This window comes from Chondrinema litorale (genome assembly GCF_026250525.1).
In the GTDB taxonomy this organism is placed as follows: Bacteria; Bacteroidota; Bacteroidia; order Cytophagales; family Flammeovirgaceae; genus Chondrinema; species Chondrinema litorale.
Window position 1 is genome coordinate 4852034 of the sequence record NZ_CP111043.1, and the last position, 24913, is coordinate 4876946.

A 24913-nucleotide genomic window follows, 5' to 3' on the forward strand; every position below is an offset into this window, starting at 1 on the left:
TTTATTTATTATCAATTGAGATTCTTCTTTTCTTACTTACTCAGATTTCTTATTCTCTTCCATTGTTTCTACTGGGTCACCCCCATTTAACATTTTAGAAACTTGTATATATGGTCCTGTTACAATCTGGTCACCTTCAGCCAATCCGCTTGTAATTTGGATATGGTCAAAATCACTAATACCAGTTTGTACTTCAACCATTTCTACAGAATCTGCCACTACTCTAAAAACTACTTCTTTTATTTTGTCTTCTTTTTTTGCAGTATTACTAGTGTTTTGTCCCGGTCTTTCTTCGTTTACATTACTCTTTTTATCTTCTCTAGTAGTTACAGCAGAAAGTGCTACACCTAATATATTTTTCTTTTCTTCAGTAATGATGTCTACACTTGCCGTCATGCCTGGTCTAAATGGAGAAGTTGTTGGCGTAATTGCTGCTTCAATTTTATCATTGTTCATCAACTCTTTGTAGGCTTCATCAGAAATCAAAATTTTAACTTCAAATTCAGTAACCTGATCTCCAACACCCGCAGTAGCAGACTCATTAGCAGAGTTTGCAATTGCTGAAACAATCCCTTTAAATTCTACTCCCATATAAGAGTAAGCATCAACATCTATTATTGCGGTATCACCTTTTGTTACTCTAATAATATCGTTTTCATTCACATTTACTCTAACTTCCATTTGGTTAAGGTTGGCAATTCTAAGCATTTCGGTACCTTGCATTTGTTGCGTACCTACTACTCTTTCACCTTTTTCTACCAAAAGCTTAGTTACTATACCTCCCATTGGAGCATAAATCTCTGTATAACCAAGGTTTTCTCTCGCTTCTTTTACGCTAGCCTCTGCACTTTTTACAGTGTATAGTGCAGCTTCTACACTTTGTTCGGCAGCTTCGTAATCTGCTTTACCACTCTCAAATGTGGCGAATACATTATCGTAATCTTGCTGAGAAATGGCTTTTTGATTAAAGAGTTTTTCATTTCTATCAAAATCGCGCTTGGCAGCTTCGTACTGTGCTTTAGATTGTGCAAGTCTTGCCTTAGATTGTGCGTAATTTGCTTTTTGCGTATTTAATGTAGCAATGGTTCTATCTAATGAAGACAGCAGGTTGTCAGGATTTAATTTTAACAATAACTGTCCTTGAACTACAGAATCTCCTTCTTCAATAAAAATTTCAGTAATTTCACCTGCTACCTGCGGACTAATAGTGACTTCTTCTACAGGTTCTACTTTTCCTGATGCGCTAACTTTTTCTACAATAGTGACTAGTTCCGCTGTTCCAAATACTACTTTTTTTGCTTTTTTATTCCCTATCCAACCTTGTTGTTTACCTATATATCCACCACCTAGAAGTAAGACAAACACGGTAACAAAAATAAAAATGAGTTTCTTGTTCGAGTTTTTTTTTGCCATGGCACTTGTTAATTTTCTGAATTCATTTTATAAGTAGTCAATTATCAAAGAATATTACATTGATGTAAAAAAATATTTATAAAATGATTTTTAATGGTAATTTAAATATGCACAAATATTTTAGTTGCTAAATTACATTAAAGCCAGATATAAAATAAGCTTATTGCATGAATGGAAAGATTCTATTTTAAAAGGTATAGTTTTAAGTCTATCACAATTATTTGTAAGGTTTTGAGGTAAAAAACTAAAGAATTGGATATCCTATACTTAAAAAGAAAAAGCCCTTACGTCTTAAATAAGAGGTAAGGGCAAAATTAAACTATCACAGAAATTCTTATTTATCCCACCAAACTGGTGTATCTAAATTATCAGCAGATTCTACTACTGAATAATTTTCACTATTATTATCTCTCTCTGTTGTTGGATAACCTTGTCTAACTGGAATTTTCCCACTTTCGTTAAGCGCTGCCGAAGCTGGCTCTAATGCAGGATAACCAGTTCGTCTCCATTCTGTCCATGCTTCGTAACCATTTAGGTATAGAGCCACCCATTTTTGGTTTCCAATTAATTCTAATGCATTGTCTGCATCAAAAGCCACTTCGCTATTAGATACAAATCCATCAAAGCTATCTCCTACTCCATACTGATCTAATGAAGCCTGAATTGCCTGATAATAATAATCTTCTACACTTCCATCTATCCAGCCTAACTCAGCTGCTTCAGCCATAGAGAATAAAACTTGAGCAGCTGTATAAATATAAGTTGGTGTATCTTGGCCTCTAAAAGCATCTCCTAAAAATGATACATCGGAGTTAGAAATACCACCTGCTACTGCTTCTGAAACTCCGTAAGTCATACCAACATATTCAGAATATTGAGACGATTCCGTACCATTGGCAAAAACAGGTAACCTTGGGTCCATTTCAACATCCATCATTCCACCATTTTCTGTGCTTTGCATATAATCTATCAAAGTGTTAGAAACAGCATAATCTGATCTTGTTAAAAATGCAGCATACCAAGGGTTTTGATTGTTAGCATCTGCTAAATGTTGATAGAAGATATTTTCTTCGTTAGTTGTAACTACACCATCATTCATTGCAGCTACAAATTCTGTTTTACCTTGATCCGGATCTGCTTTAGACAAGCGCAAAGCGGCGACTAATCTAATTGTGTTTGCAAATGTTTTCCATTTATCCATATCTCCTGAAAATAGAAAATCACCTTCTGGGCCAGCTCCTCCGTCTATCATTGCACTTGCCGCTTTTAGTTCTTGAAAGATACTTGCATACACTGCTTCTTGAGAATCAAACTTAGGAAGAAAATTAGCCTCGTCGCTTTGAAGTGCCTCAGAGTACGGTATATCTCCCCAACGATCTGTAATATGTAAATAATAAAATGAAGTTAAGATTTTAGCAGCAGCTATTTGGTTAGCATTAGAACCATATACTTGCGCTTCTATCATAGTCTCTTCTTCTGAATTCATCTTTATAACAAGATCAAGATCTGCCAGAGGACCTAAGTACCAGCCATTATAACTAAATCTAACAGTTTGATAATTGTCTGAAGAAGTATATTGCGAGTTAGCCAAATACTGCACATACAACTGACCTTGAGATGAGCTAATTACTCCAGGCAGAGAAGCAAGTGCATTAGACAACAAGTAAGAAGCCTGTGGTGTAGTAGTTGCATTTGGATTTACATTTAAATCACCAAAATCATCTATATCACAAGAAACAAATACAAAGGCGATTAAGCTTAAGAATAATATTTTTATTTTTTTCATAAATTCAATTTTTAATTTGGGCTCAACTAATTGATTAGGAATTAGATAAATAATGAGTGATTAGAAACCTATTTTTACATCGACACCTAAAGATCTGGTAGCAGGCAACTGTCCTCCATCTACCCAAGAACCATTAATTCGGGCATCTTCTTCATCACCACCAAGCTCAGACGGGTCAATTCCAGAAGCAGCAGTATAGATTAACCAAGGATTGTTAGCTACAAAGGCAATACTTGCACGCTTAATAAATGTATTGCTTAGAAGAGATGAAGGAAGGCTGTAACCCAATCTAACTTCTCTAACCTTCACGAAAGATGCATCATAAACCCATGCTTCGTGTAAGCCAAATAAAGCTTTCCAATAAGAATCTGCTGGTAGATAAGTAGTATTTTCAGCACCATCGTTTTCATACACACCTTCGAATCTTAACCCACCACCATCTGCTACTGGATCTCTCATTGGATTACCTTTATCGTTGTTACCAACAGTTTCAGCACCCAAACCACTATATGCATTGAACATTTTTGTGAAAGAGTTAAACTTACCACCAGATTGGAAGTCAATTGTAAATGCTAACTCTACATTTTTGTAAGAGAATCTGTTAAAAATACCACCGGTGAAATCAGGAAGAATTGAACCTAATACTGCATTATCATCATATAAAGGTTTACCATCTGCATCAACTAGTCTTTCACCAGCATCATTTGTTCTAAATTTTCGACCTACAATGGTTCCCCATTCTTCACCAACTTTAGCACGGGCGGTAATTCCACCCCATCCACCCCAAGTACTATTACCTCCATTACCATTGGCAAGGGTAATAACATCAAGGTTTAATTCAGGATATAATGCCTCAATAGTATTTTTGCTACTTGCTATGTTAAAGTTTACATCCCATACAAATCCATCAGCAGTTTGTAGAGGAATACCACCTAATGAAAGCTCCCATCCTTTAGTTGAAGACTTACCTGCATTTAATCTTACTGTAGAAATACCACTAGTTGGAGGTACAGAAACGTTTACAATCTCATCTGTATTATCATAGTAGTAATAAGCAAAGTCGAATCTTACACGATCTCTTAAGAATCGTAACTCAATACCACCTTCAGTACCAGAAGTAGTCGCAGCAATTAAAGTAGGAAGTGTCTGGTTATCAGGTGTTCCCATTGTTGGGAAAGAACCATAAGGATTACCTAAACCATAAGTTGGTTGAATAGCATATGGATCTAATTCATCACCCACTGTTGCATAACTAGCACGAAGTTTACCAAAAGAAAGCAGATCATTTTGAGGTAATAATTCAGTAAATACAAATGATGTTGAAATAGATGGATACTTAGTAAGATTGCTATTTACAGGCAAGGCAGAATCCCAATCTCCTCTTAAAGAAGCATCAACAAATATTACATCTTTGTATCCTAAAGAAAGTTGAGCATATAAACTTCTAACTTCTTTTTCCCACAAAAAACTACTTGTATTTGGTCTGTCTTTTGAATTAGAAACTGTATAAAGATGAGGAACAGATAAACCACCAGAAGTAGAAGAATTCATTCTAGTTTGATGATTTTTTCTTAAGTTACCACCTCCAATTGCTGACACTGATAGACCTCCAAAATCCTTGTTGTAACTAGCAATAAACTCAAAATTGTCTTCTTGTTTACGCCAAGAATATGCACTGTAACTATCTATACCTAAAGTACCTGTAGCATGTCTAGTACTCCCAGCTTTTTCTTGGTTTTCTCTAATCGCATTCGCCATTAAAGTTAAACCTTTTACTGGTTCCCATTGTAAACCAACTTTCCCGTAGAATGTGGTTCTCTCCCACTCAGAAATGTTAGCATAAGCATAAGTATATGGGTTATCCCAATAAAGAGGAGTTGTATTTGAAGTAGAGTTGATGTTCCAACTTGTATAAGAACCGTCTGGTAACTGGTAGTATTTCTCCAAAAGATCCATATCTAATTGGCGCTGAAACCATTGGTTTACATTTGAGCCAATACTTCCATAACCTTCATCTAGGTTACCATTAGTTTTTGTTTTGCTATAATTAGCAATGGCATTTAATTTCAGATTCTTAACAAGATCAACACTTGAATTTAAGTTCAAGAAGTTTCTTTTTTGATCTGAACCAGGGATTACACCTGATCGTTGAATATCTGTTACAGCTACACTTATATTGTAATTTTCGTCAGCTTTTCTAACAGTAATACCTGTATTTTGCGCTACACCAGTTTCAAAATAGTTTTTCACGTTGTCTGGCTGAGGACTCCAAGGTCTTAATTTACCAAACCCGTCAGTTCCTTTCGTAAAAGCGTCCCATTGAGCAACCATAGTACCATCCATTTTTGGCCCCCAGCTTTCATCTGCATAAAATTCTGGAATCGGAGCTCCATCAATTGCAGCTAAAGCAGGATCGTGAACACCTTCTACATATTCAAAAGCACCAAAGCTTTGATCGTATCCGCCACCATATTCGTTCTGATAATCTGGTAAAACAGAAACTTTCTCAAATGTTGTAGTACTATTTAAATCGATAGATAGCTGACCTGCAACTCCTTTTTTAGAAGTGATAATTACCACACCATCACGTGCACGAGAACCATAAAGTGCGGCAGCACTTGGCCCTTTCAATACACTAATTTTGTCTACATTATCCATGTTTATGGTAGATGCATCACTAATTATAATACCATCTACAACATACAGAGGACTGCCAGAACTTAAACCACGAACTCCTCTAATACGAATAGCGGGTGTGCCGAATTTAGCACCTGAACCTGATACTACTTGTACACCGGCAATTTTACCAGCCATAGCCGATCCTAAATTAGTTTCACGAGCTACACGTAGGTTTTTAGAATCAACTTCCTGTACTGCATAACCAATTGATTTTTCTTCTCTGTTCTGGTTAAGCGCTGTTACAACAACTTCAGAAAGTTCTTGCGCATCTTCTTTCATCGAAATACTGAAAGATGATTGCCCATTAAGCATTACCTCTTTTGTTTCAAATCCGATGTAGGAAAATACTAAAGCTTCGGCTGTTTCTGGTGCACTTAAGGTGAAGTTGCCATCAATTCCTGAAATGGTACCAATTGCAGTACCTTTTACAATAACATTTACACCGGGTAATGGTGAGTTATCTGCTCCAGAAGTAATTGTACCAGTAATTACTTTTTCCTGAGCGAAGGCAGAGATAGCGGTAAAAAAAAGGCATAGGAATGCCACCTGAAAATTGTGTAGAAAAATTTTCATAAATTGTAGTTAATAATTTAGAATAAATTAATAGCTAGTATGTAGCAGACATATAAAGACAAGACAGACCTAGAATAGACCTATATGACTTCACAGTAGCTAATTTGACACTAATATTTAATTAAGATGAGTTGCTAGAATTTAGCAGTGCCGTTTTACCGGCAAAAATTTAGATTGTGGACTTCGTTATGTGTGTTATTATAATGGCTGAAAAATTGTATTTTTTTGTTAATCGTAAGGCTGATTAAAATATTTTTTTTTATTCTCTAATTGAATTCTATGGCCATCTAATAAAATATATTACCCCTCAAAGGCAATTAACATATATTAAATATATATATAATTTTCTTTTATTTAAAAACACACAATATCAAAATAATCAAATCTCAATATCATTACAATCTTATTTTAGAGGAAATACAGGAAGGAATACCACTCATTTCAGTATAATATTATAATCATTTACTAAAACCGAAGCATTAAATTTTGACATTGCTATTAATAACCTAATTATTAAAGAATAATTAATAGTCACCTATTTTTAGACTAGTTTATTAATAAAATTTAAATTCTTTAAGAGATAAAAATAAAATCTATATCATAGCAACTTATTGCTTCTATTTAAAGCAATAAAGATTAATCAGGTACAATTTTACTTACCTAAAAGTAGTTTGATAGATTTTTTCTATTAAATGGCAAAAGAATATAGGCTCTTAAACCTATTATTAAATATAATTTTTTTTAGATGAAAAGCATTAACAATGTGCACTTACACCTGCAAGGCTACCTGTTAATAAAATACCAAAAAATAGTTAAAAAAATACCCTTCCTACTCGAAAGTAGAAAGGGCTAATATTATTAGAACTTGTTTGTTAAGATTATTTATCCCACCAAACTGGAGTATCTAAGTTATCTGAAGCTTCAACAGCAGCATAGTTCTCGCTATTGTTATCTCTTTCAGTAGTTGGGTAACCTTGTCTTACTGGAATCTCTCCACTAGTATTTAATGCATCTTGAGCAGGCGCTAGAGCTGGGTAACCAGTTCTTCTCCACTCAGACCATCCCTCATAACCATTTAAGAAAAGTGCAACCCATTTTTGAGTTCCGATTTGCTCAAATGCTCTGTCTGAATCAAAAGCAACTTCAGTGTTAGTGATGAAAGTATCGTACTCATCAGCAACACCGTACTGCTCTAAAGAAGCTTCAATTGCTTGGTAGTAGTAATCTTCAGTACTTCCGTCGATCCAACCTAACTCAACAGCTTCTGCATAAGAGAATAAAACTTGAGCAGCAGTAATGATGTAAGTTGGAGCATCTTGAGTTCTTAATGCATCTCCTAAGAAAGAAACATCAGAGTTAGAAATTGCACCAGCTTTTGCTTCTGAGATACCGTAAGTCATACCTACAATTTCAGTATACTGAGAAGACTCAGTTCCGTTAGCAAATACTGGTAATCTTGGGTCCATAGCAACATCCATTGCACCACCGTTTGCAGCGCTTTGCATATAATCTACTAAAGTATTAGATACAGCGTGGTCAAGTCTAGTAAGAAATCTACCATACCAAGGGTTTTGGTTGTTAGTTTCTGCTAAGTGTGCATAGATAATGTTTTCTGCATTAGTTGTTACAACACCTGCGTTCATTGCAGATACAAACTCAGTTCTACCTAATTCAGGATTTGCTTCTGAAATACGAAGCGCAGCAATTAAACGGATAGAGTTAGCAAATTGAGCCCAACGAGACATATCTCCACTGAAAAGGAAGTCACCAGTTGGTCCAGCTTCATCGTCCATCATTGCAACTGCATCTTTTAATTCTTGGAAAATGCTAGTGTAAACCTCTTCTTGGCTATCAAACTTAGGAAGGAAGAATTGATCGTCTCCTTGTAAAGCCTCAGAGTAAGGGATATCTCCCCAACGGTCTGTGATGTGCATGAAGTAATATGCAGTAAGAATTTTTGCTGCAGCAATTTGATTAGCATTAGAACCATAAGCAGCAGACTCAACCATAGTCTCTTCGTTTGTGTTTAATGTAATCACATTTTGAAGATCTGCTAATGGGCTATAATACCAGCTATTGTAATCAAATTTTTCAGTTTGGTAGTTATCAGAGTTTGTATACTGAGAACTAGCAATGTACTGAACATAAGTTTGTCCTTGAGTAGCTGTTACTACACCATGTAAAGAGCGAAGCGCTTGCGAAAGCAAGTAAGATGATTGTGGGTTGGTTGTTGAGTTTGGGTTATCATTGATATCACCAAAGTCACTCATTTCACATGAAGCCAAACCCAAAATCAAGAAGCTTAAAAATAATATTTTTACTTTTTTCATTTGACTCTAATTTGTTTGAATTTATCTGCTGTATATGTTTCTATCGACTTTTTCTACACTTACCATTCTATCACAGTACTTAAAAAGGATATACTATACAGCAGATGTAAAATTAATTTAACTGCTATATTAATTTCTTAGAAACCAAGCTTGATATCGAAACCAAGTGAGCGAGTTGATGGTAACTGACCACCGTCTACCCAAGCACCATTGTTTCTAGCATCTTCTTCGTCACCACTAATTTCAGATGGATCGATACCTTTTACGTTAGTGTGGATTAACCAAGGGTTGTTCGCTACTATAGCAAGGTTAACTCTCTTCAAGAAAATATTGCTTAATAAAGAACTTGGGATTGTATAACCTAATCTTACTTCTCTTACTTTGATGAATGAAGCATCATATAACCATCTCTCGTCGTATCCGTAAAGCCCTTTCCAGTAATCAGAAGACTCTAAGTAAATATCATTTTCACTTCCGTCTTCTTTAACACCATCAAATTTTAAACCACCACCATCAGCAACTGGATCTCTTTGTTCTACACCTCTATCGTTGTTTCCAACAGTTTCAGCAAATAGACCAGACTGAGAACCAAACATTTTTGAGATTGAGTAGAAGTCACCACCTTTAGAGAAGTCGATAGTGAATGCAAGATCGAAGTTTTTGTAAGTGAATCTATTGAAGATACCACCAGTGAAATCTGGAAGTATAGATCCAATTACTTCATTATCAGTATATAATGGCAATCCATCATCACCTACAACGATTCTACCAGCATCATTTCTTTGGAATGCACGACCGATAATAGTACCCCATTCTTCACCAACTTTTGCTCTAGCAGAAGCATTACCAAATCCACTACTAGCATAATCTCCATTGTAACCATTAGTTAATGTTACAACATTAAGGTCAAGCTCTGGATAAAGCTCATCAATAGTGTTTTTACTGCTTGCAATGTTGAAGTTAACATCCCAAGTGAAATCTTTAGTTTGAACTGGAATACCACCAAGAGAAAGTTCCCAACCTTCAGTAGAAGATTTACCAGCGTTCAATTTAACTGAAGTAATACCACTTGTACCTGGAACAGATACATCTATGATTTCATTAGTGTTATCGTAGTAGTAGTAAGTGAAGTCAAATCTAACACGGTCGTTTAAGAATCTTAATTCAACACCAGCTTCTGTACCAGAAGTAGTTGCCGCTTTAAGAGTAGGAAGCGTTTGGTTGTTAGGCTTTGTCATTGTAGGGTAAGAACCATAAGCAGTACCTAAACCATAAGTAGACTGAATTTCGTATGGATCAAGCTCATCACCTACTGTTGCATAACTTGCACGTACTTTACCAAATGAAAGGATGTTGTTTGCAGGAATTAACTCAGAGAATACAAATGAAGTTGAGATCGAAGGATAAACTGATAAATTATCATCTTCTGGAAGAGCAGAATCCCAGTCACCTCTAACTGATCCATCAAGGTATATTAAACCTTTATAACCTACTGAGAATTGACCAAATAAACTTCTTACTTCTTTTTCAGTTAATTCACTTGTTGCACCTGGTCTGTCAATTGAATTAGAAAGTGTATAAAGCTCTGGAACTGCAAGACCTCCATTTGTGTTACCACCTACGTAAGTATATCTGTTTTGTCTTAAGTTACCACCTGCAAGAGCAGAAACTGAGAAGCTTTCGAATGTTTTAGTGTAGTTAGCAATAAATTCGTAGTTATCTTCTCTTTTTCTCCAAGAATAGTTGCTGTAACCGTCAGTACCTAAAGTACCAGAAGCATGGCGAGAGTCTCCTGCACGCTCTTCGTTTTTACGATAAGCATTTGCAGATAAAGTTAAACCGTCTAATATCTCATACTGCATACCTACTTTACCATAGAAAGAAGTTTTCTTCCATTGTGAAGTGTTAGCGTAAGCATAAGTATATGGGTTATCCCAGTATAAAGGAGTAGTATTAGAAGTAGAGTTGATGTTCCAGCTAGTGTAAGTACCGTCAGGTAATCTCCAGTATTTTTCTAAAAGATCCATATCAAGTTGTCTTTGGATCCACTGGTTTACGTTTGAGCCAATACTTCCGTAACCTTCATCTAAGTTACCTTCTGTTTGAGTAGAAGTGTAGTTTGCTAAAGCGTTTAACTTTAATTTATCTGATAAATCAACAGTAGAATTTAAGTTTAAGAAATTCTTGTTTTGCTCAGTTCCTGGAATAACACCAGATCTACGAACGTCAGTAATAGCAACACTTACATTATATCCATCGCCACCTTTGCTCACGTTTAAACCAGTGTTTTGAGTAACACCTGTTTCAAAGTAATCTTTGATGTTGTCTGGGTGAGCACTCCAAGGACGTAATTGCGCGAATCCTTCAGTACCTTTTGTAAATGCATCCCATTGAGCTACCATTGTTCCATCCATCTCAGGTCCCCAGCTCTCATCTGCGTAGAATTCTGGAATTGCAGCTCCATCGATAGCTTCTAAAGCAGGATCGTGTACACCTTCTACATAGTTAAATGTACCGAATTCTTGTGCATATCCACCACCGTATTTGTTTTGGTAGTCTGGTAATACATATACTTTTTCAAAAGTAGTAGTACTGTTTAAGTTAATTTGAAGTTGACCTGCTTTTCCTTTTTTAGAAGTGATGATAACAACACCATCACGAGCACGAGAACCATAAAGTGCAGCAGCACTTGGGCCTTTCAAAACACTAAGTTTTGCTACGTTATCCATGTTGATTGTTGAAGGGTCGCTAATTACAATACCATCAACAACATATAATGGGTTAGAAGAATTTAAACCTCTAACACCTCTAATTCTAATAGCTGGAGCACCAAATTTTGCACCTGAACCAGAAATTACCTGAACACCAGATACTTTACCAGCCATAGCAGAACCAAGATTGGTTTCACGAGCTACTCTTAAGTTATCAGAATCAACTTCTTGAACTGAATAACCTAATGATTTTTCTTCTCTGTTCTGGTTAAGAGCTGTTACTACTACTTCTGATAACTCTTGAGCATCTTCTTCTAAAGAAATAGAGAAGTTAGACTGTCCGTTTATCGCAATCTCTTGAGATTTGAAACCTATATAAGAGAAAAGTAGTGTTTCTGCATCTGCAGGAGCATTTAAGCTAAATGTACCATCGATACCAGTGATAGTACCAAATGAAGTACCTTTTACAATTACATTGACCCCAGGAAGTGGAGAATCATCAGCTGCTGAAATTACAGTTCCGCTTACTACTTTTTCTTGCGCTTGAGCTGTGAGTGCAGCAAGAAAAAAGCATAACGAAACCATTAGAAAATTACGTAGTAAAATTTTCATAAGTTGTAGTTAATAATGAAATAAATTAAAGTTAGTTAGGATGCTTCTCTTAAAGCAGGCAATAGGAAATCACTACCAAACCTTAAGAGCTTGGCCAATTTGACACAAAAATTTATTGACTTTAAAAGAATGTTGACACTATTAAGCCTTCTTACAATTGCGCATAAAGTAAGGAAGCTTTAAGTAGCTTGTAGTATGTGTTACTTAAAGGTTATAGAATAGAAGGTTTACTTCTACTTGTATATGTTATTTGAGATCATGAAGTGCATAAAGCAATAGAAGTTTTAATTAAAAACTTCCAATATTCTTATTCATTTTCATTTAATTGAGCCTATAAATAGGCAGATCATATTTGAAGGTATATCATCACAGAAGGTAATCACAGAACATTTCTCTATCATTAGTTATATAAATATGGTGTGACTTTTAAATAAGATTATTTATAAAAATCATTAATATATTTATATACACTGCGAATTTCTACAATAAAAAAATAAAATACAACACTTGTATAAAGTAATTTTTTATACATAATATCTAATATTACCCATTTTATGGTAATAAAAAATAGTCATACCAAAATAATATTTTGTTGCATATCAAATTTACATCTTTTTTAATGAGCAAAAGTCACACTATATAAAACAAGTAATGTTTTTTGTCTATTTTAACTTTTTTTATGAAAAATTAAATTTTTTAATGTTATTTCTAATGCTCCCTTTTGAAGCATTTAGTACGTTGTTAAAATATTTTAAAAAGTTTACCCCATCCATTATTGGTTACAATAATAATAGATGGGGTATTTTAAATTTTTTGTAAAAAAAACGAGATTATCTAATAAGATTCACATTTCCGAATTTAACAACTTGTTCTCCGGGAGTAAGCTCGCTTTCGTATTTCACAACATATGGATATAAGCCAGCTGGCATAGGTTCTCCATTAAAATTCCCCATCCAAGTTCGTGTTGGATCTTTGGTTTGGAAAACCATTTCTCCCCAACGGTTGTAAATTGTTAACTCGTAGTTCGTAAAGTTCTTTCCTTTTACGCCAAAGCCATCATTTAAGCCATCACCATTAGGTGTATAAGCATCTGGTAAGAATACCAATGGCTCACAAACTTCTTCGATTGTAAGCGAATCGTAAAGCTCACAACCCAGTTCGTTTGTTGCTGATAGGTAAATTACTCCTGCCTCAGAAACTTGAATTTCGTTGGCTTGTATAGGCGCTTCAAAAATATCTGATGTCCAAACCACATTGGTGAAATTATTCGGCAGAGTTAAGTCTAATATATTGCCCTCAGCGAAACAGGTAGTAACATCTCCACTATAAGGCAATGGACTTGTATTGAATTGGACAACAACCGTATCAGTGATTTCACACAAAGTATTTTCAGCATCAAAACCAAATGCCTGAACATTTACGATATAAGTTCCTGATTCTGTAACTTCAATTATTGGGTCAATAGAACCAGTGCTCCATTGATATGTTGCAGGAACTCCTCCAGGTACTGTGGCATCTATTGTGTAAGACTCACCTACACAAATTACTGTATCAGCAGGTAAATAAGGCGTATTAACCACATTTACTAATACATATTCTTCATCAGTACATCCGGTAGAATCTGTTACTGTAACAGTGTAAAGTGTAGTTTCAGTAGGTGATACAACTACAGTCTCTCCTATTCCACCGCCATTATCCCACTCTACTCCAATTACTGAAGATGATGAAGTATAAGAAACTGATAATTCAGCCGCTCCACCAGCACAAATGAATTTGTCTTCGCTTACTTCTATAATCTCAGGAGCAGTTTTAACATCAAAGGTTTTAGTTACTGTAGCAGTACAACCAGAAGTATTCGTAATGGTTAGTGTTGCTTCAAAAGTTCCTGCACTTGGATAAGCAAAAGAAGCGGAAGAACCTTGTGCATCTGTAATTCCATCGCCATCAAAATCCCACTCATATAAAATCACTGGGCTACCAAAGGTGGTTGATTGATCTAAGAAGTTTGTTTCCTCGCCAAAGCAAACCTCTTCTACTGCGAAGTCAGCTTCTGGAATGGTAATAATCTTAGTTGTATCATCTGTACATCCTAAATCACTTGTAACTCTGTAAGTGATTGGATAAGTACCAGGCTCATTGATTAAGGCAAAGAAAACGTTTAAATCATTTACCACTCTAAAACCTTGACCTAAATCTATTTCTCTTAAGAATATTTCAGTAGCTACCTCACTGTCATCTATGGTAGATAAATCGGTAAAGGTAACTCCTTGTACACTACATGTGTTCGGAATAAAATCTGCAACAGGATTAGGATTGATATCAAAAGTTTCGGTAAACTCAGCAGTACAACTATCTGTACTGGTAACAATTAATCTCATTGTTTGAGAACCGTGCTCTGTGTATGTTCTTTCTAATGTATTATTGAAAGCTACTGTATCTATGCTTCCATCTCCATTGAAATCCCAAGCATAAGAAATGATGTTTGGATTAGCAGAAGCTTCAAAGGTTGTAGTAGTACCCAAACAAGCTGATTCAACTAAGAAACTAGCATCTGGAGATTGTAATATTTCAACTTCTTTAGTAACCGTAACAGGGCAAAATCCAGAATTAATAGGCACCATTACTGTTAAAGCTACAGTATAAGTTCCAGGGGTATTATAGGTAAATTCAGGATTAGCCTCATCGCTATCTACAGTACCGTCATTTTCAAAATCCCATGCATAGATTGGCGTACCAAAATTAGGATCATATATTGTACTATCTGAAAACTGTACTAACTGGCCTGAACAAGCATTATCAACGCCAAAATCAACTCCAGGTACAAAAACAGTTGTTCTAATAGTATCTGGACAGCCATTATCTACTAAAATAGCTAATGAAATTGGATACTCTCCTGGAGCACTAACTTCAAAAGAATTGATTGCTCCTAATCCGGAATTCTCTTCTGGGGTATCATTGTATTCCCCATCATCATTAAAATCCCAACGTCTTTCTGTGGTCGAAGTACCATGAAGTTCTGAAATGTCTTCCAAACCCACTGTGATTGTATTACCATTCGCTACATTTTCTATATCGACACAAGTTAAAGTATAAACAAATTCTGCTTCTGGTGCTGGAAGGAAAGTCACTTGATAAACAACCGTCTGCTCACATTTTGTAGATGGATTAGCTCCTCCTGTAGTATAATTATGTTCTAAATCTGTTACTGCAACTGTAAGTTGATAATAATGCGTTTCCGGAGTTTGATTTGTGTTAACTGCTTCTGGTGGCACAATTGTAATCGCGGCACTATCTCCCAATGAAGATATAAAGTTATTATTTATATCAACTTCTGACCATTCATAATTCATTGTTCCTAATTGTAAATCATGAGTTGGATCATAAGAGTCTAAAATCAAATCTCCAAGAGAGACACAATAATCAAAAACAGTATCTCGCACCACAGGGCAAGGCAGTACTTCTATCCGTTGTGTACCCACCAAATCTTGACAACCGGTACCATCATCTAATAAAATTAAACCTGATAAATAAGTACCTGGTTCTGTATAAGTATAAACTGTAGGATTTTCATCTTCTCTAAATTCTCCATTACCGAAATCCCATGTTAAAATATGATCGGTGTTATCCGGAAAACCTTCAAACTCAACTGCTAAGTCTGGATAACCAATAGTATCGGAAACAGTAAATTCTCCTTCGGGCCCACTAATCTCAATATAATCTTCTACGACCAGCGTATCTAAACATCCGAGAGAATCTTGCACAATTAAAGTTACATCGTATACACCAGGCTCAGTATATGTATACACTGGATTTTGCACACCAGACATCGCACTTCCATCTCCAAAATCCCAATACCAATCACCAACGGCATTTGGCACTGAGTTGCCTAACGAATCTTGTATAAAGACAGGATTTAAAACTTCACTTAAATCTTCAAAGGTCACTGTATAAGGCGGACATTCTGGTTGACCAGAATAATCAGAATCGAAATTGGCAATTAAACTATCTGTGACTACTGTAAAACTGATGTCGACTGTATCGGCACAACCATTAATATCATAAAGGACTAACTCACCAGTATAATCGATTCCCGCAGTATTTCCTTCAAAAAATAAAACAGGCTCTAAACCACCAGCAGTTTGCCCATCGCTAAAAGTCCACTGCCCATTAAAAGGCTGCACTCCTATTGAAAGGGAATCTACATTGATAAATCCTACTAAATCGCCACCACAATCAGGTTGTTGAATGATGTCGTAATCTGCAATTGGTTTGGTTGGTCTTACTTTAACAGAATCTGAAGCGGTACAACCAAACTCATCGGTTACAGTTAATTTCGCCCAGTAAAAGTTATACTGCGGATCATTAATTACTTCGTAAACCCAAGGTTCTGGATACTCTTCATTTGAATCAATAACACCATCACCGTCAAAATCCCATTCCCATAAAACTATGTCTGCAATTGAGCTAGACATATCTCTGAAAGTAACTTCATAATCTTTACATGTACCCGCATTACAAACTTCAAAATTGATTTCAGGGCCATAAACTTTTACCACATCTACCATGAGTGTATCAAACTTACAACCTTGGTCTGAAGTGATGATGAGATTGACTGAATAATAACCCGGCTCATCGTAATAAACATTATTAGGGCTTGTGCTGGTACTGGTTTGTCCGTTTCCAAAATCCCAATAATAACTGGTTATGGAAGCACCGTCTATTGTTACACCACTGGCATCAAAATCGAAAAAAGCCGGGTAACATATACCATCAGTATTAGGAGTGACAGTGATACCTGTAAAGTCTGGGACACCTAAAACTGGTTGAGTACCACTCTGTGTGACGCTATGCGTACAATTTGCATCATCATTCTCTACTGTTAGAGTTACAGACCACTCTGAACCCGGAGGCACATTTAATACTGGGTTTTCTTCGTCAGTTATAGTAGTTGTATTTCCATCAACTGTAATTTCCCATTCGAAACGATCTGCTCCGATAGAAGCATCTACTAAGAAAAGGGAATCGAAAACACAGGTTTCTGTATAGTATTCAAAATCTGCTTTTGGCGGATTTACTGTTATTTCACTTGTAATAGTATCTGTACATCCATTACTTAAATAATAGAGTGAAACTGTATACACACCGGGGTCTACTCCATCATATGTGTAAGCACCATCCATTTCTGAGCTCATCAAAGTATCTCCACTCAGGTAATTCCAACCCCAAGTAATCTCATAAGGATTATCAGCATCTACAGGTGTGGTATTTGTGAAAATAATTTCTTCCCCATTACAAACAAGTACCGCTGAAGGTGTAAAACCTAAATCTTCTGCTGAAACACCTACTTGCAAGAAAGCCTCTCGGGTAAATTCACTGGTACAACCTTCGGCAGTAGAAACACTTAAGGTTACATCGTAAGCACCAGTATCTTGTAATGATATAAAAGGAGCTTCGCCTGTGTAAGTATCAACTACATCGCCAGTTCTGCTATTTGTAATGGTCCACTCATAATCCGTAATTTCTACCGCTGAAATAGTACTATCTATTAAAGTAGTAGTAAAATCTGGAGCACAACCACCGGCTTCGTAAGCTTCGAACATAGCTACAGTTTGCATAGCTACAATGTAGCTTTCTTTTATAAGCTCACTGGTACAGCCATCTGCACTTGTTGCAGTTAGTCTTACTGTGTAAGTGCCAAAATCTGTATAATTATGAGAAGGGTTTTGCTCTGTTGAAGTTGTTCCATCACCAAAATCCCACTCCCAAGTGGCACCATTGGTTGTTGTATTGGTAAAGTTTACAGTAAAATTGTCTACACAAAAACCCGTTGCATCTGCTGTAAAATCAACATCTGGTGATTCGGGAACTGTTACTGCTTGCACCAAAATAGCTTCACCACCACAATTCGTTTCAGAATCTAAAATAGTTGCTCTAATTGTATATACACCAGGCTGTGTATAAGTATGCTCTGGTGCTCTAAGTGAATCTGCGGTGGCTGTACCACTCAATTGCGTTCCATCTCCAAACTCCCAAGTAATAATCTGGTTTGCAGAAATTATATTAGAAATATTTTCGAATGAAGTAGTAAATGGTGCACATCCCTGCTCATCGCCAGTTCGTTGAATTTCTCCTGCAAAGTCTTGAATTTGCACTAAAGCAGTGCTAGTAATTGTACTACTACATCCAGCATCTAAATCTGTTACAGTTAAACTTACATTATAAATACCCGGTTCAGTGTAAGTATGTGATGGATTTTGTAAATCTGCATCTGAATCGTCTTCATCTCCAAAATCCCAAGAGTACTCGTAGTTTCCAGCATCATGGGTTGCTTCAAATTGGATATCGGTGGGATAAACACAGGTTTGCAAATCTCCAGTGGCCGTAAAATCCAGATTGAAACCTTCTGATAGAACAATGTCTTGGCTAATAACTGCTGTATTTGAACATCCCTGATCGTCAAACACGGTTAACTCAACAGTATATGAACCCGGTGACTCATAAGTATGAGACAAAGTAGGCTCGTTACTCACTGTGCCATCTCCCAATTTCCACAGATAAGAAGTTATGGTATTCGCACTTGCATCTACTGAGCCAGAACCGTCAAACTGAACTGTAAGTGGAGCTTGCACACAACTACCGGAGGTGTAGCCATCAATATCAATTATTGCAAGTGGAGGTTCTTTTACTGTTACAACTACATTATCACTAAATGGAGTATCATCTTGCAAAGTACCAGCAACTGTTACGGTATAATTCCCCGGAGCTGAGAAAAAAGCTGAAGGTGCTGCTTCTGTTGAATTATTTCCATTTCCAAAATTCCAGTTAGCTGTTTTTACTGTTCCACCTGTATACTCAAAACTCGCTCTTAAAAAGCCACAACCATCTGGAACTTCAGTCACCTCAATAGTTTGCGCAAAAGTTTGTGTAACAGCTGCAAACTGACATGCTATAAAAAAAAGGAAAAATTGATATTTTATAGTTGTTCTATTCATTAAATCAGGAATGTTATTTGCAACTATTTGTGTGTAATATTTGTCTCAAAAAATGAACCGAAACAAATAATACCGAGTTTTAGATTACTCTTGGATGACTAACAAAAGAAGCATATTTAAAGTTGAGTGTACTCAAAAAAAAGTCGTTAAATTATTCTATATTTTAAACTTATATTAAAAAAGTACTACTCTAAAAAAAGTGACACATAAAGTGAACAAAAAGTTTTAATGCGTGCTTTCTAAAATAAATTCGCGAGAATTTAAAAATATTTGAATTAATTTTGTTGTACCTGGCATATAATAAAAATTTTGAACTGTCTCTTTAAAATATAATCTTTACTTTAATTCTATTGCTTTCTTTATAGAATACAAAGTAAAATTGATTATCATTTTTTTAAACCATACTCAAATTAATTTAAATTTAAGCTCTGATCTATTACTGTCAAATTAATGTCAGTTAAATAAAACATTTATGTTTGATTCGCACCAATACAAATTTATCACATTAATTTTAATAGTATTTAGCATAAAAGTACATGCTCAAAGTATCGTAACTTATGCAGGTGATTCAAAAGCAGAGCGATTTTATTCTGTACTAGAGCTATCAGATGGTACTTATGTTGTAAGTGGCGCAGCAAAAGATTTAAACTGGATTACAGGCTCACCTTCCATCACTCAAATAGGAGCTAGAACTATAGATAATACAGGCGTACAGGCACAAGATATGAATGTGCCTTTTTTATTACACATCAGTAATGATTTGCAAAATATACTAGATGTGGTAAGCCTACCTTCTGGAGCCGCCATAGATTTTAAACATATAAAGTTAAGCTCAACTCCGGGAGCAGCCACTGGAAATATGTTTGTTTCTGGTACAACCGCCAATGGATATTTTATAGGCAAACTCAATAACAACTTTGTAAATGGCACTCCTACCGCTTTTAACTGGACATGGAATGTGGAAGCAAGTGGCGACCACAGAACAAGACAACCTTGGGATGTTGGTGGTGATGGAAAAGTAGTTTATGCCGAAGGCACACCAAACGGAGATGATTTTGCCGCTGTTTTTAGACTTAAAGCAGACGGAAGTGGACGAGACATTGTCGAGAATTGGCGATACCATGTTGGTAAAGATGCAGTTGATGGAACAGCGACAGAAGGAGCTTGGACACCAGCCAATTCTAATGGTGATGTAATTACAGAATACAGTGGTGTATTATTTAAATCTGACACAAGAGGTTCACTTAGATCTTGGACAGCTGCTGAATACAATGCAAGTATTGCAGATGGAAATGGCGGCACGAAGCAAGGTCAATGGCCAATGGATTTATTCTATGCTTCTGCATTTAATATAGATCGTCCACAAACTACCATGGCTATGGGTGGTTACACAGGTTATAAAAAAGGTGAGCGCGATACCCATCGAATTGGAGGTATAGCTGTAGATAAAACTACCCACCATATATATATAGGTGCAAGCATCAATTCTGTGACCAGTTCAGGTCAAACAGATTCTGAACCTTTTGTAATTGCTTACTCACAAAACGGAAGCAAAAAATGGTGGAGCCGACTATATACCGAAACGGCAGGTCAATCAGTATTAAACCAACTAGTAGATGGAATGGCTATTGATTATGCTACAAGTTCTGTAGTAATAATCGGTAGACAAAAAGGCAGTGCAGCAGATGGTTTTTGGAATGGCAATAGTGTACAAGGCAATGTTTTACAACCAACAGGAACTGACAGTTTCCACTCTGCTTTTACAGGCTCGAACAATACCAATGTTTCGTGGATAGGCAAATTAAGATTAAGTAATGGCAATCTGCTATTTAGCGCGTACATTGCCGGATATAATGGTGGTGGAACTTTAGGAGCTGCTTATGCAGAAGAAGATTTAGACGGCTGGCCTAACCATAATGATGGCGATGCAGACTTAAGCACAACTACAGTAAATAATAATGTATATGTAGATGGTGCTGGTCAGGTTTATATACTTGCAACTTCAAGAGCATTTGTAACAACTGCTACAGCATATCAAAAACATCAAAAACCTGCGAATGGCTCATCTGTATCGGCCGCAAATGTGCGAGTTTACACAGCCAATCTGCAAAGCTTGGTATATACATCAGCACTTACAGGTGTAAATCCTGCTTCGGGTACAGGTGGAGGAAACACCAGTCTAGATGGCGCTTTTCCTGTAACCAATGGAGTGATCGTTTCAGGTAGACACTTTGCCGGTTCCAATGGCCAAGCAATTGGTAGTTCAATACCAACATCTAATGTGCCACCTTGGGGAAAAAACAGTCCGGCTGGTGAAAGTGCGATTTTAGCCAAATTAACCTATTCTGAAATTGAAGCCATCTTTAATATCGATCCGGCATTAGGTAATTGTGTGAATGAGACTACTGTAATTACAGACTCAAGTTATACAGTGGGTGGAGAAATTAACTCTTGGACTTGGGATTTTGGCGATGGTGCAAATCCTGCAACAGCCGATACCGAAGGACCTCATGAAGTAACGTGGTCTTCAGATGGTGAAAAAACAATTAGTTTAATAGTTACAAATACACTGGGAGATTCAGACACAACTGAAATGACTTATCAAGTCTTTCCTGCTCCTTCTGCAGAAATTACTACCTCTCCTGAAAATGGTTCTTTAGATCCTGCCCCTATCACAGTTGAATTGTCGCCTACAGATGGTGTAAATAATGACTATTCTTATGAATGGGAAATTGAAGATTTAACAAATGGAACGGTCACTTATTCTACTGCTGAACCAGAACACGAATTGCTAGTTGCAGGAGATTATGTGGTAAGACTAACAGTTACGAATGGAACATGTTCTGCCACAGACTCGGTAGTTCTTACTGTTACAGGAGGTCCTGGTCCTATTGATGCAGAATTCGAAGTTGATAAAGAAGGCGTTTGTTTATTCCAAGATGTAGTGTTCACTCAGGTTAGCGATTCTAATGTTGTAAGTTGGGACTGGGCATTTGGAGAAGGCGCCACACCAGCTACAGCGAGCACAAAAGGTCCACATGAAGTAGTTTATACAACTCCAGGAACAAAAACAGCAAGACTTACAGTAAGTAATGGCGTAATTGAAGAAACATATACCTATGAGTTTGAAGTAACAGAAGCTCCTCTGGCATCATTTTCTTCTACTGGAGCTACAGATGCAATTCCTGCAACCATCCAGTTTACACCAGACGACAATGCAGCTTCTTATGCATGGAATTTTGGTAATCCATATGACTCTGCCGGAAATATTTCTTCAGAACAGAACCCGAGTTATACCTACGAAGCAGCAGGAAATTATATGGTTTCTTTAACTGTAACAAATGATGGAGGTTGTTCTACTACATTCTATGACTCATTAACTATTGAAGGAGGTATTGATACTGTTTTCGCAGATTTTACAATTATTCCTTCAACACAAACCTGTGTAAACAATACGGTTACTATCACAGATATGTCGAGAGGTTATGAGTCAAATGAAAGACAATGGTATTTTGACGATCCAGATGTGGTAATTGAGGGTGATACATCCAATCAAGGTTCCCCTTGGTCTACTCCAGGACCTGTAAATGTTTACTGGACTACTCCGGGTGAAAAAACTGTCACTTTAAAGGTAATTGGAAGCAATGGTAACGACGATACCAAAGTCGCCTCACAAACCTTTATGGTATACCCCTACCCGAATGCAAACTTCGATGTAGAAACAGAAGATTGTAATTCACTTTCTGTCTTATTTACAGCAAATCAGGCAAATGGCAATTATTATGAGTGGGATTTCGGAGATGGCAGCGATCCGGTAAATGCTTCCGTAATACAACATACATATGCTTCTGCCGGACAATATACTGTCACGTTAACGGTTGTTAATAACGGTTGCGAATCGGTAGTTTCTAAAACAGTAAATATAGGAGATTGCGATTCGCCGTTGTATACTGCCGGCATTATTGTAAGTGCAGCAAGAGAAGATTGCGCCTCACAGCGATATTACTTTGAGGATGCTTCTCAGGGAACGTTTACCAGTTGGGAGTGGGATTTTGGTAGCGGTTCTCAACCTGCAACAGCCAGTGGTCCGGGGCCACATGAAGTTATTATAGATTCTGGAAATCAGGATCCGGTAACTGTAACTTTAACTGTAACTGATGAAGATGGTAACACATATGTGGTTACAACAGAGATCGAACCGTAAATTTATCGAACTTACTTACTTCTAATATTCATGGTAAAAGGGTTAACCAGCTTAAGCACACTAAAACTGATTACTTTCAGAAAAGTATTTTTTCTGTTGATATCGCTATTGATATCTGGTAAAATTTTGGCGCAAGACCCTCAATTTACCCAGTTCTATGCGGCACCATTATATCTAAACCCAGCTTTTACAGGCTCTACGGGCGAAGGTAGAATTATTGCCAATTATAGAAACCAATGGCCTGGTTTAAGTTCAAACTTTGTAACTTATGCAGCTTCCTACGATCAGTATTTTCCTGGGATAAAAAGTGGTGTTGGTATCATGCTCAAAAGAGATGAGCAAGGTGGTGGAGCAAGCTCTCCCTTTGTTTCTAATGATGTAAATCTTTTATATTCATATTTAATTCCTCTCAACGAAGTATTTGCGATTTCTGCTGGATTGCAATTGGGTTATGGGTTGAGAGACCTCAATTTCAATAATTTCTTATTTGGCGATCAGATAGATGACGATGGACCTACAGGAAATGCAACAGGTGAAACCTTCAGTAGTGATCAAATTGGTTATTTCGATGTATCTTCTGGTCTTGTATTATTCTCTAATAACCTTTGGGTAGGATTTGCAGCACATCATTTAAATACACCTAACCTCTCTTTTTTAGGAGATGCAGATCCATTACAGATGAAATTTAATGTTCATGCTGGTTACAAAATATTAATTGGACAAGTTAAAAGGAGAAACAGGAAAGTTTCTGAGCAAAGTATTACGCCAGTTATTCACTATAAATCTCAAGGTAAAGCAGATCAGTTTAGTATAGGAGCTTATGCTAATTACGACCCAATTGTATTTGGTTTGTGGTATAGAGGTTTACCTGTTAAAGAGTTCGAAAATGCAGGACTAAACCAAGATGCTTTTGCAGTGCTTGTTGGGTTTAATTTAGATAACCTAAGTATTGGCTATAGCTACGATTATACTATTTCTGGATTAAGTAATGTAAATACTTATGGTTCTCACGAAGTATCTATAACCTATCACATTAAATATAAAGACAAAGGAAGAAGAAAAGGATTTGGATATCCACAAGTAGTATGTCCAAATCCTTGGAAAAAATATCAGAAACTTAAATACGAACATACAAAACCTTTCAATAATCGATAAAAAAGGTTTTATACCTCTTCAAGTTTTATATAATTTGCTAATACTTTGTCTACTTTTTTTACAGATTTCAAATATGCTTTTTGAAAATCTTTAAATCTTTCTTTAAGGTTAAAAAAAGTTTCTACGTATTGATGATCATCTGCAAAAAGATGATAACTCCTATAATCTTCCAGTTTATGTTCTAACTGATTGATGTGTTCTCTAAACTGTTGCATCTCACGCGATTTAGTAGAAAGATTCATCTCTGCAGCAATTAAATCTCGTAAATGTTCATGTATCTTGTTTTTGCTTACAATACTCGTAATGTTTTCAACATACATGTCGGTTTCACGCTGGTAAAACATGATGCGGTTTAGCCATATCTTGTTATAGAAAAGAATTTCTTGAACACTTAAATATCTCATGGCAGCAATGTTTTGGTGAATACTACAGATACAAAACAAATTTAATTAGGCATG

At 36.3% G+C, this 24913-nt stretch carries 9 protein-coding genes; 2 read left to right on the forward strand and 7 right to left on the reverse strand.

The genetic code is table 11. The features are described 5' to 3' along the window. Positions 1 to 36: 36 nt before the first annotated feature. The 6 genes from OQ292_RS20090 to OQ292_RS20115 form a co-directional block, all read right to left on the reverse strand. Positions 37 to 1413, reverse strand: a complete 1377-nt coding sequence (locus tag OQ292_RS20090) for an efflux RND transporter periplasmic adaptor subunit (RefSeq protein ID WP_284683933.1) — start codon at positions 1411 to 1413, stop codon at positions 37 to 39. Between the two features lie 334 nt (positions 1414 to 1747). Next, positions 1748 to 3199 carry a SusD/RagB family nutrient-binding outer membrane lipoprotein gene (locus OQ292_RS20095; RefSeq protein WP_284683934.1) on the reverse strand — a complete coding sequence of 484 codons (1452 nt, stop codon included), beginning with the start codon at positions 3197 to 3199 and terminating at the stop codon, positions 1748 to 1750. 60 nt (positions 3200 to 3259) lie between these two features. Next, the gene (locus OQ292_RS20100; RefSeq protein ID WP_284683935.1) at positions 3260 to 6451 is read right to left on the reverse strand and encodes a SusC/RagA family TonB-linked outer membrane protein; all 3192 of its coding nucleotides are present in this window, start codon (positions 6449 to 6451) and stop codon (positions 3260 to 3262) included. A gap of 878 nt (positions 6452 to 7329) precedes the next feature. Next, positions 7330 to 8781 carry a SusD/RagB family nutrient-binding outer membrane lipoprotein gene (locus OQ292_RS20105; RefSeq protein ID WP_284683936.1) on the reverse strand — a complete coding sequence of 484 codons (1452 nt, stop codon included), beginning with the start codon at positions 8779 to 8781 and terminating at the stop codon, positions 7330 to 7332. Between the two features lie 137 nt (positions 8782 to 8918). Next, positions 8919 to 12104: a SusC/RagA family TonB-linked outer membrane protein gene (locus OQ292_RS20110; RefSeq protein ID WP_284683937.1), complete on the reverse strand. Its 3186-nt coding sequence runs from the start codon at positions 12102 to 12104 to the stop codon at positions 8919 to 8921. A gap of 830 nt (positions 12105 to 12934) precedes the next feature. Next, positions 12935 to 19096: a PKD domain-containing protein gene (locus OQ292_RS20115; RefSeq protein WP_284683938.1), complete on the reverse strand. Its 6162-nt coding sequence runs from the start codon at positions 19094 to 19096 to the stop codon at positions 12935 to 12937. Between the two features lie 472 nt (positions 19097 to 19568). On the opposite strand from OQ292_RS20115, the gene OQ292_RS20120 reads away from it, so the two are divergent. Both OQ292_RS20120 and OQ292_RS20125 read left to right on the forward strand, forming a co-directional pair. Further along, on the forward strand, positions 19569 to 23300 hold the full coding sequence (locus tag OQ292_RS20120; RefSeq protein ID WP_284683939.1) for a PKD domain-containing protein: 3732 nt from the start codon (positions 19569 to 19571) through the stop codon (positions 23298 to 23300). 30 nt (positions 23301 to 23330) lie between these two features. Next, a complete protein-coding gene (locus OQ292_RS20125; RefSeq protein ID WP_284683940.1) occupies positions 23331 to 24455 on the forward strand; it encodes a PorP/SprF family type IX secretion system membrane protein in 1125 nt (374 codons plus the stop codon). Between the two features lie 8 nt (positions 24456 to 24463). On the opposite strand, the gene OQ292_RS20130 is transcribed toward OQ292_RS20125, so the two are convergent. After that, the gene (locus OQ292_RS20130; protein WP_284683941.1) at positions 24464 to 24859 is read right to left on the reverse strand and encodes a hypothetical protein; all 396 of its coding nucleotides are present in this window, start codon (positions 24857 to 24859) and stop codon (positions 24464 to 24466) included. Positions 24860 to 24913: the final 54 nt, after the last annotated feature.

Coding starts and splice junctions, on each gene's coding strand:
- OQ292_RS20120 (WP_284683939.1), top strand. CDS start 19,569: ATGTTTGATTCGCACCAATACAAATTTATCACATTAATTTTAATAGTA.
- OQ292_RS20100 (WP_284683935.1), bottom strand. CDS start 6,451: ATGAAAATTTTTCTACACAATTTTCAGGTGGCATTCCTATGCCTTTTT.
- OQ292_RS20125 (WP_284683940.1), top strand. CDS start 23,331: ATGGTAAAAGGGTTAACCAGCTTAAGCACACTAAAACTGATTACTTTC.
- OQ292_RS20115 (WP_284683938.1), bottom strand. CDS start 19,096: ATGAATAGAACAACTATAAAATATCAATTTTTCCTTTTTTTTATAGCA.
- OQ292_RS20095 (WP_284683934.1), bottom strand. CDS start 3,199: ATGAAAAAAATAAAAATATTATTCTTAAGCTTAATCGCCTTTGTATTT.
- OQ292_RS20105 (WP_284683936.1), bottom strand. CDS start 8,781: ATGAAAAAAGTAAAAATATTATTTTTAAGCTTCTTGATTTTGGGTTTG.
- OQ292_RS20130 (WP_284683941.1), bottom strand. CDS start 24,859: ATGAGATATTTAAGTGTTCAAGAAATTCTTTTCTATAACAAGATATGG.
- OQ292_RS20090 (WP_284683933.1), bottom strand. CDS start 1,413: ATGGCAAAAAAAAACTCGAACAAGAAACTCATTTTTATTTTTGTTACC.
- OQ292_RS20110 (WP_284683937.1), bottom strand. CDS start 12,104: ATGAAAATTTTACTACGTAATTTTCTAATGGTTTCGTTATGCTTTTTT.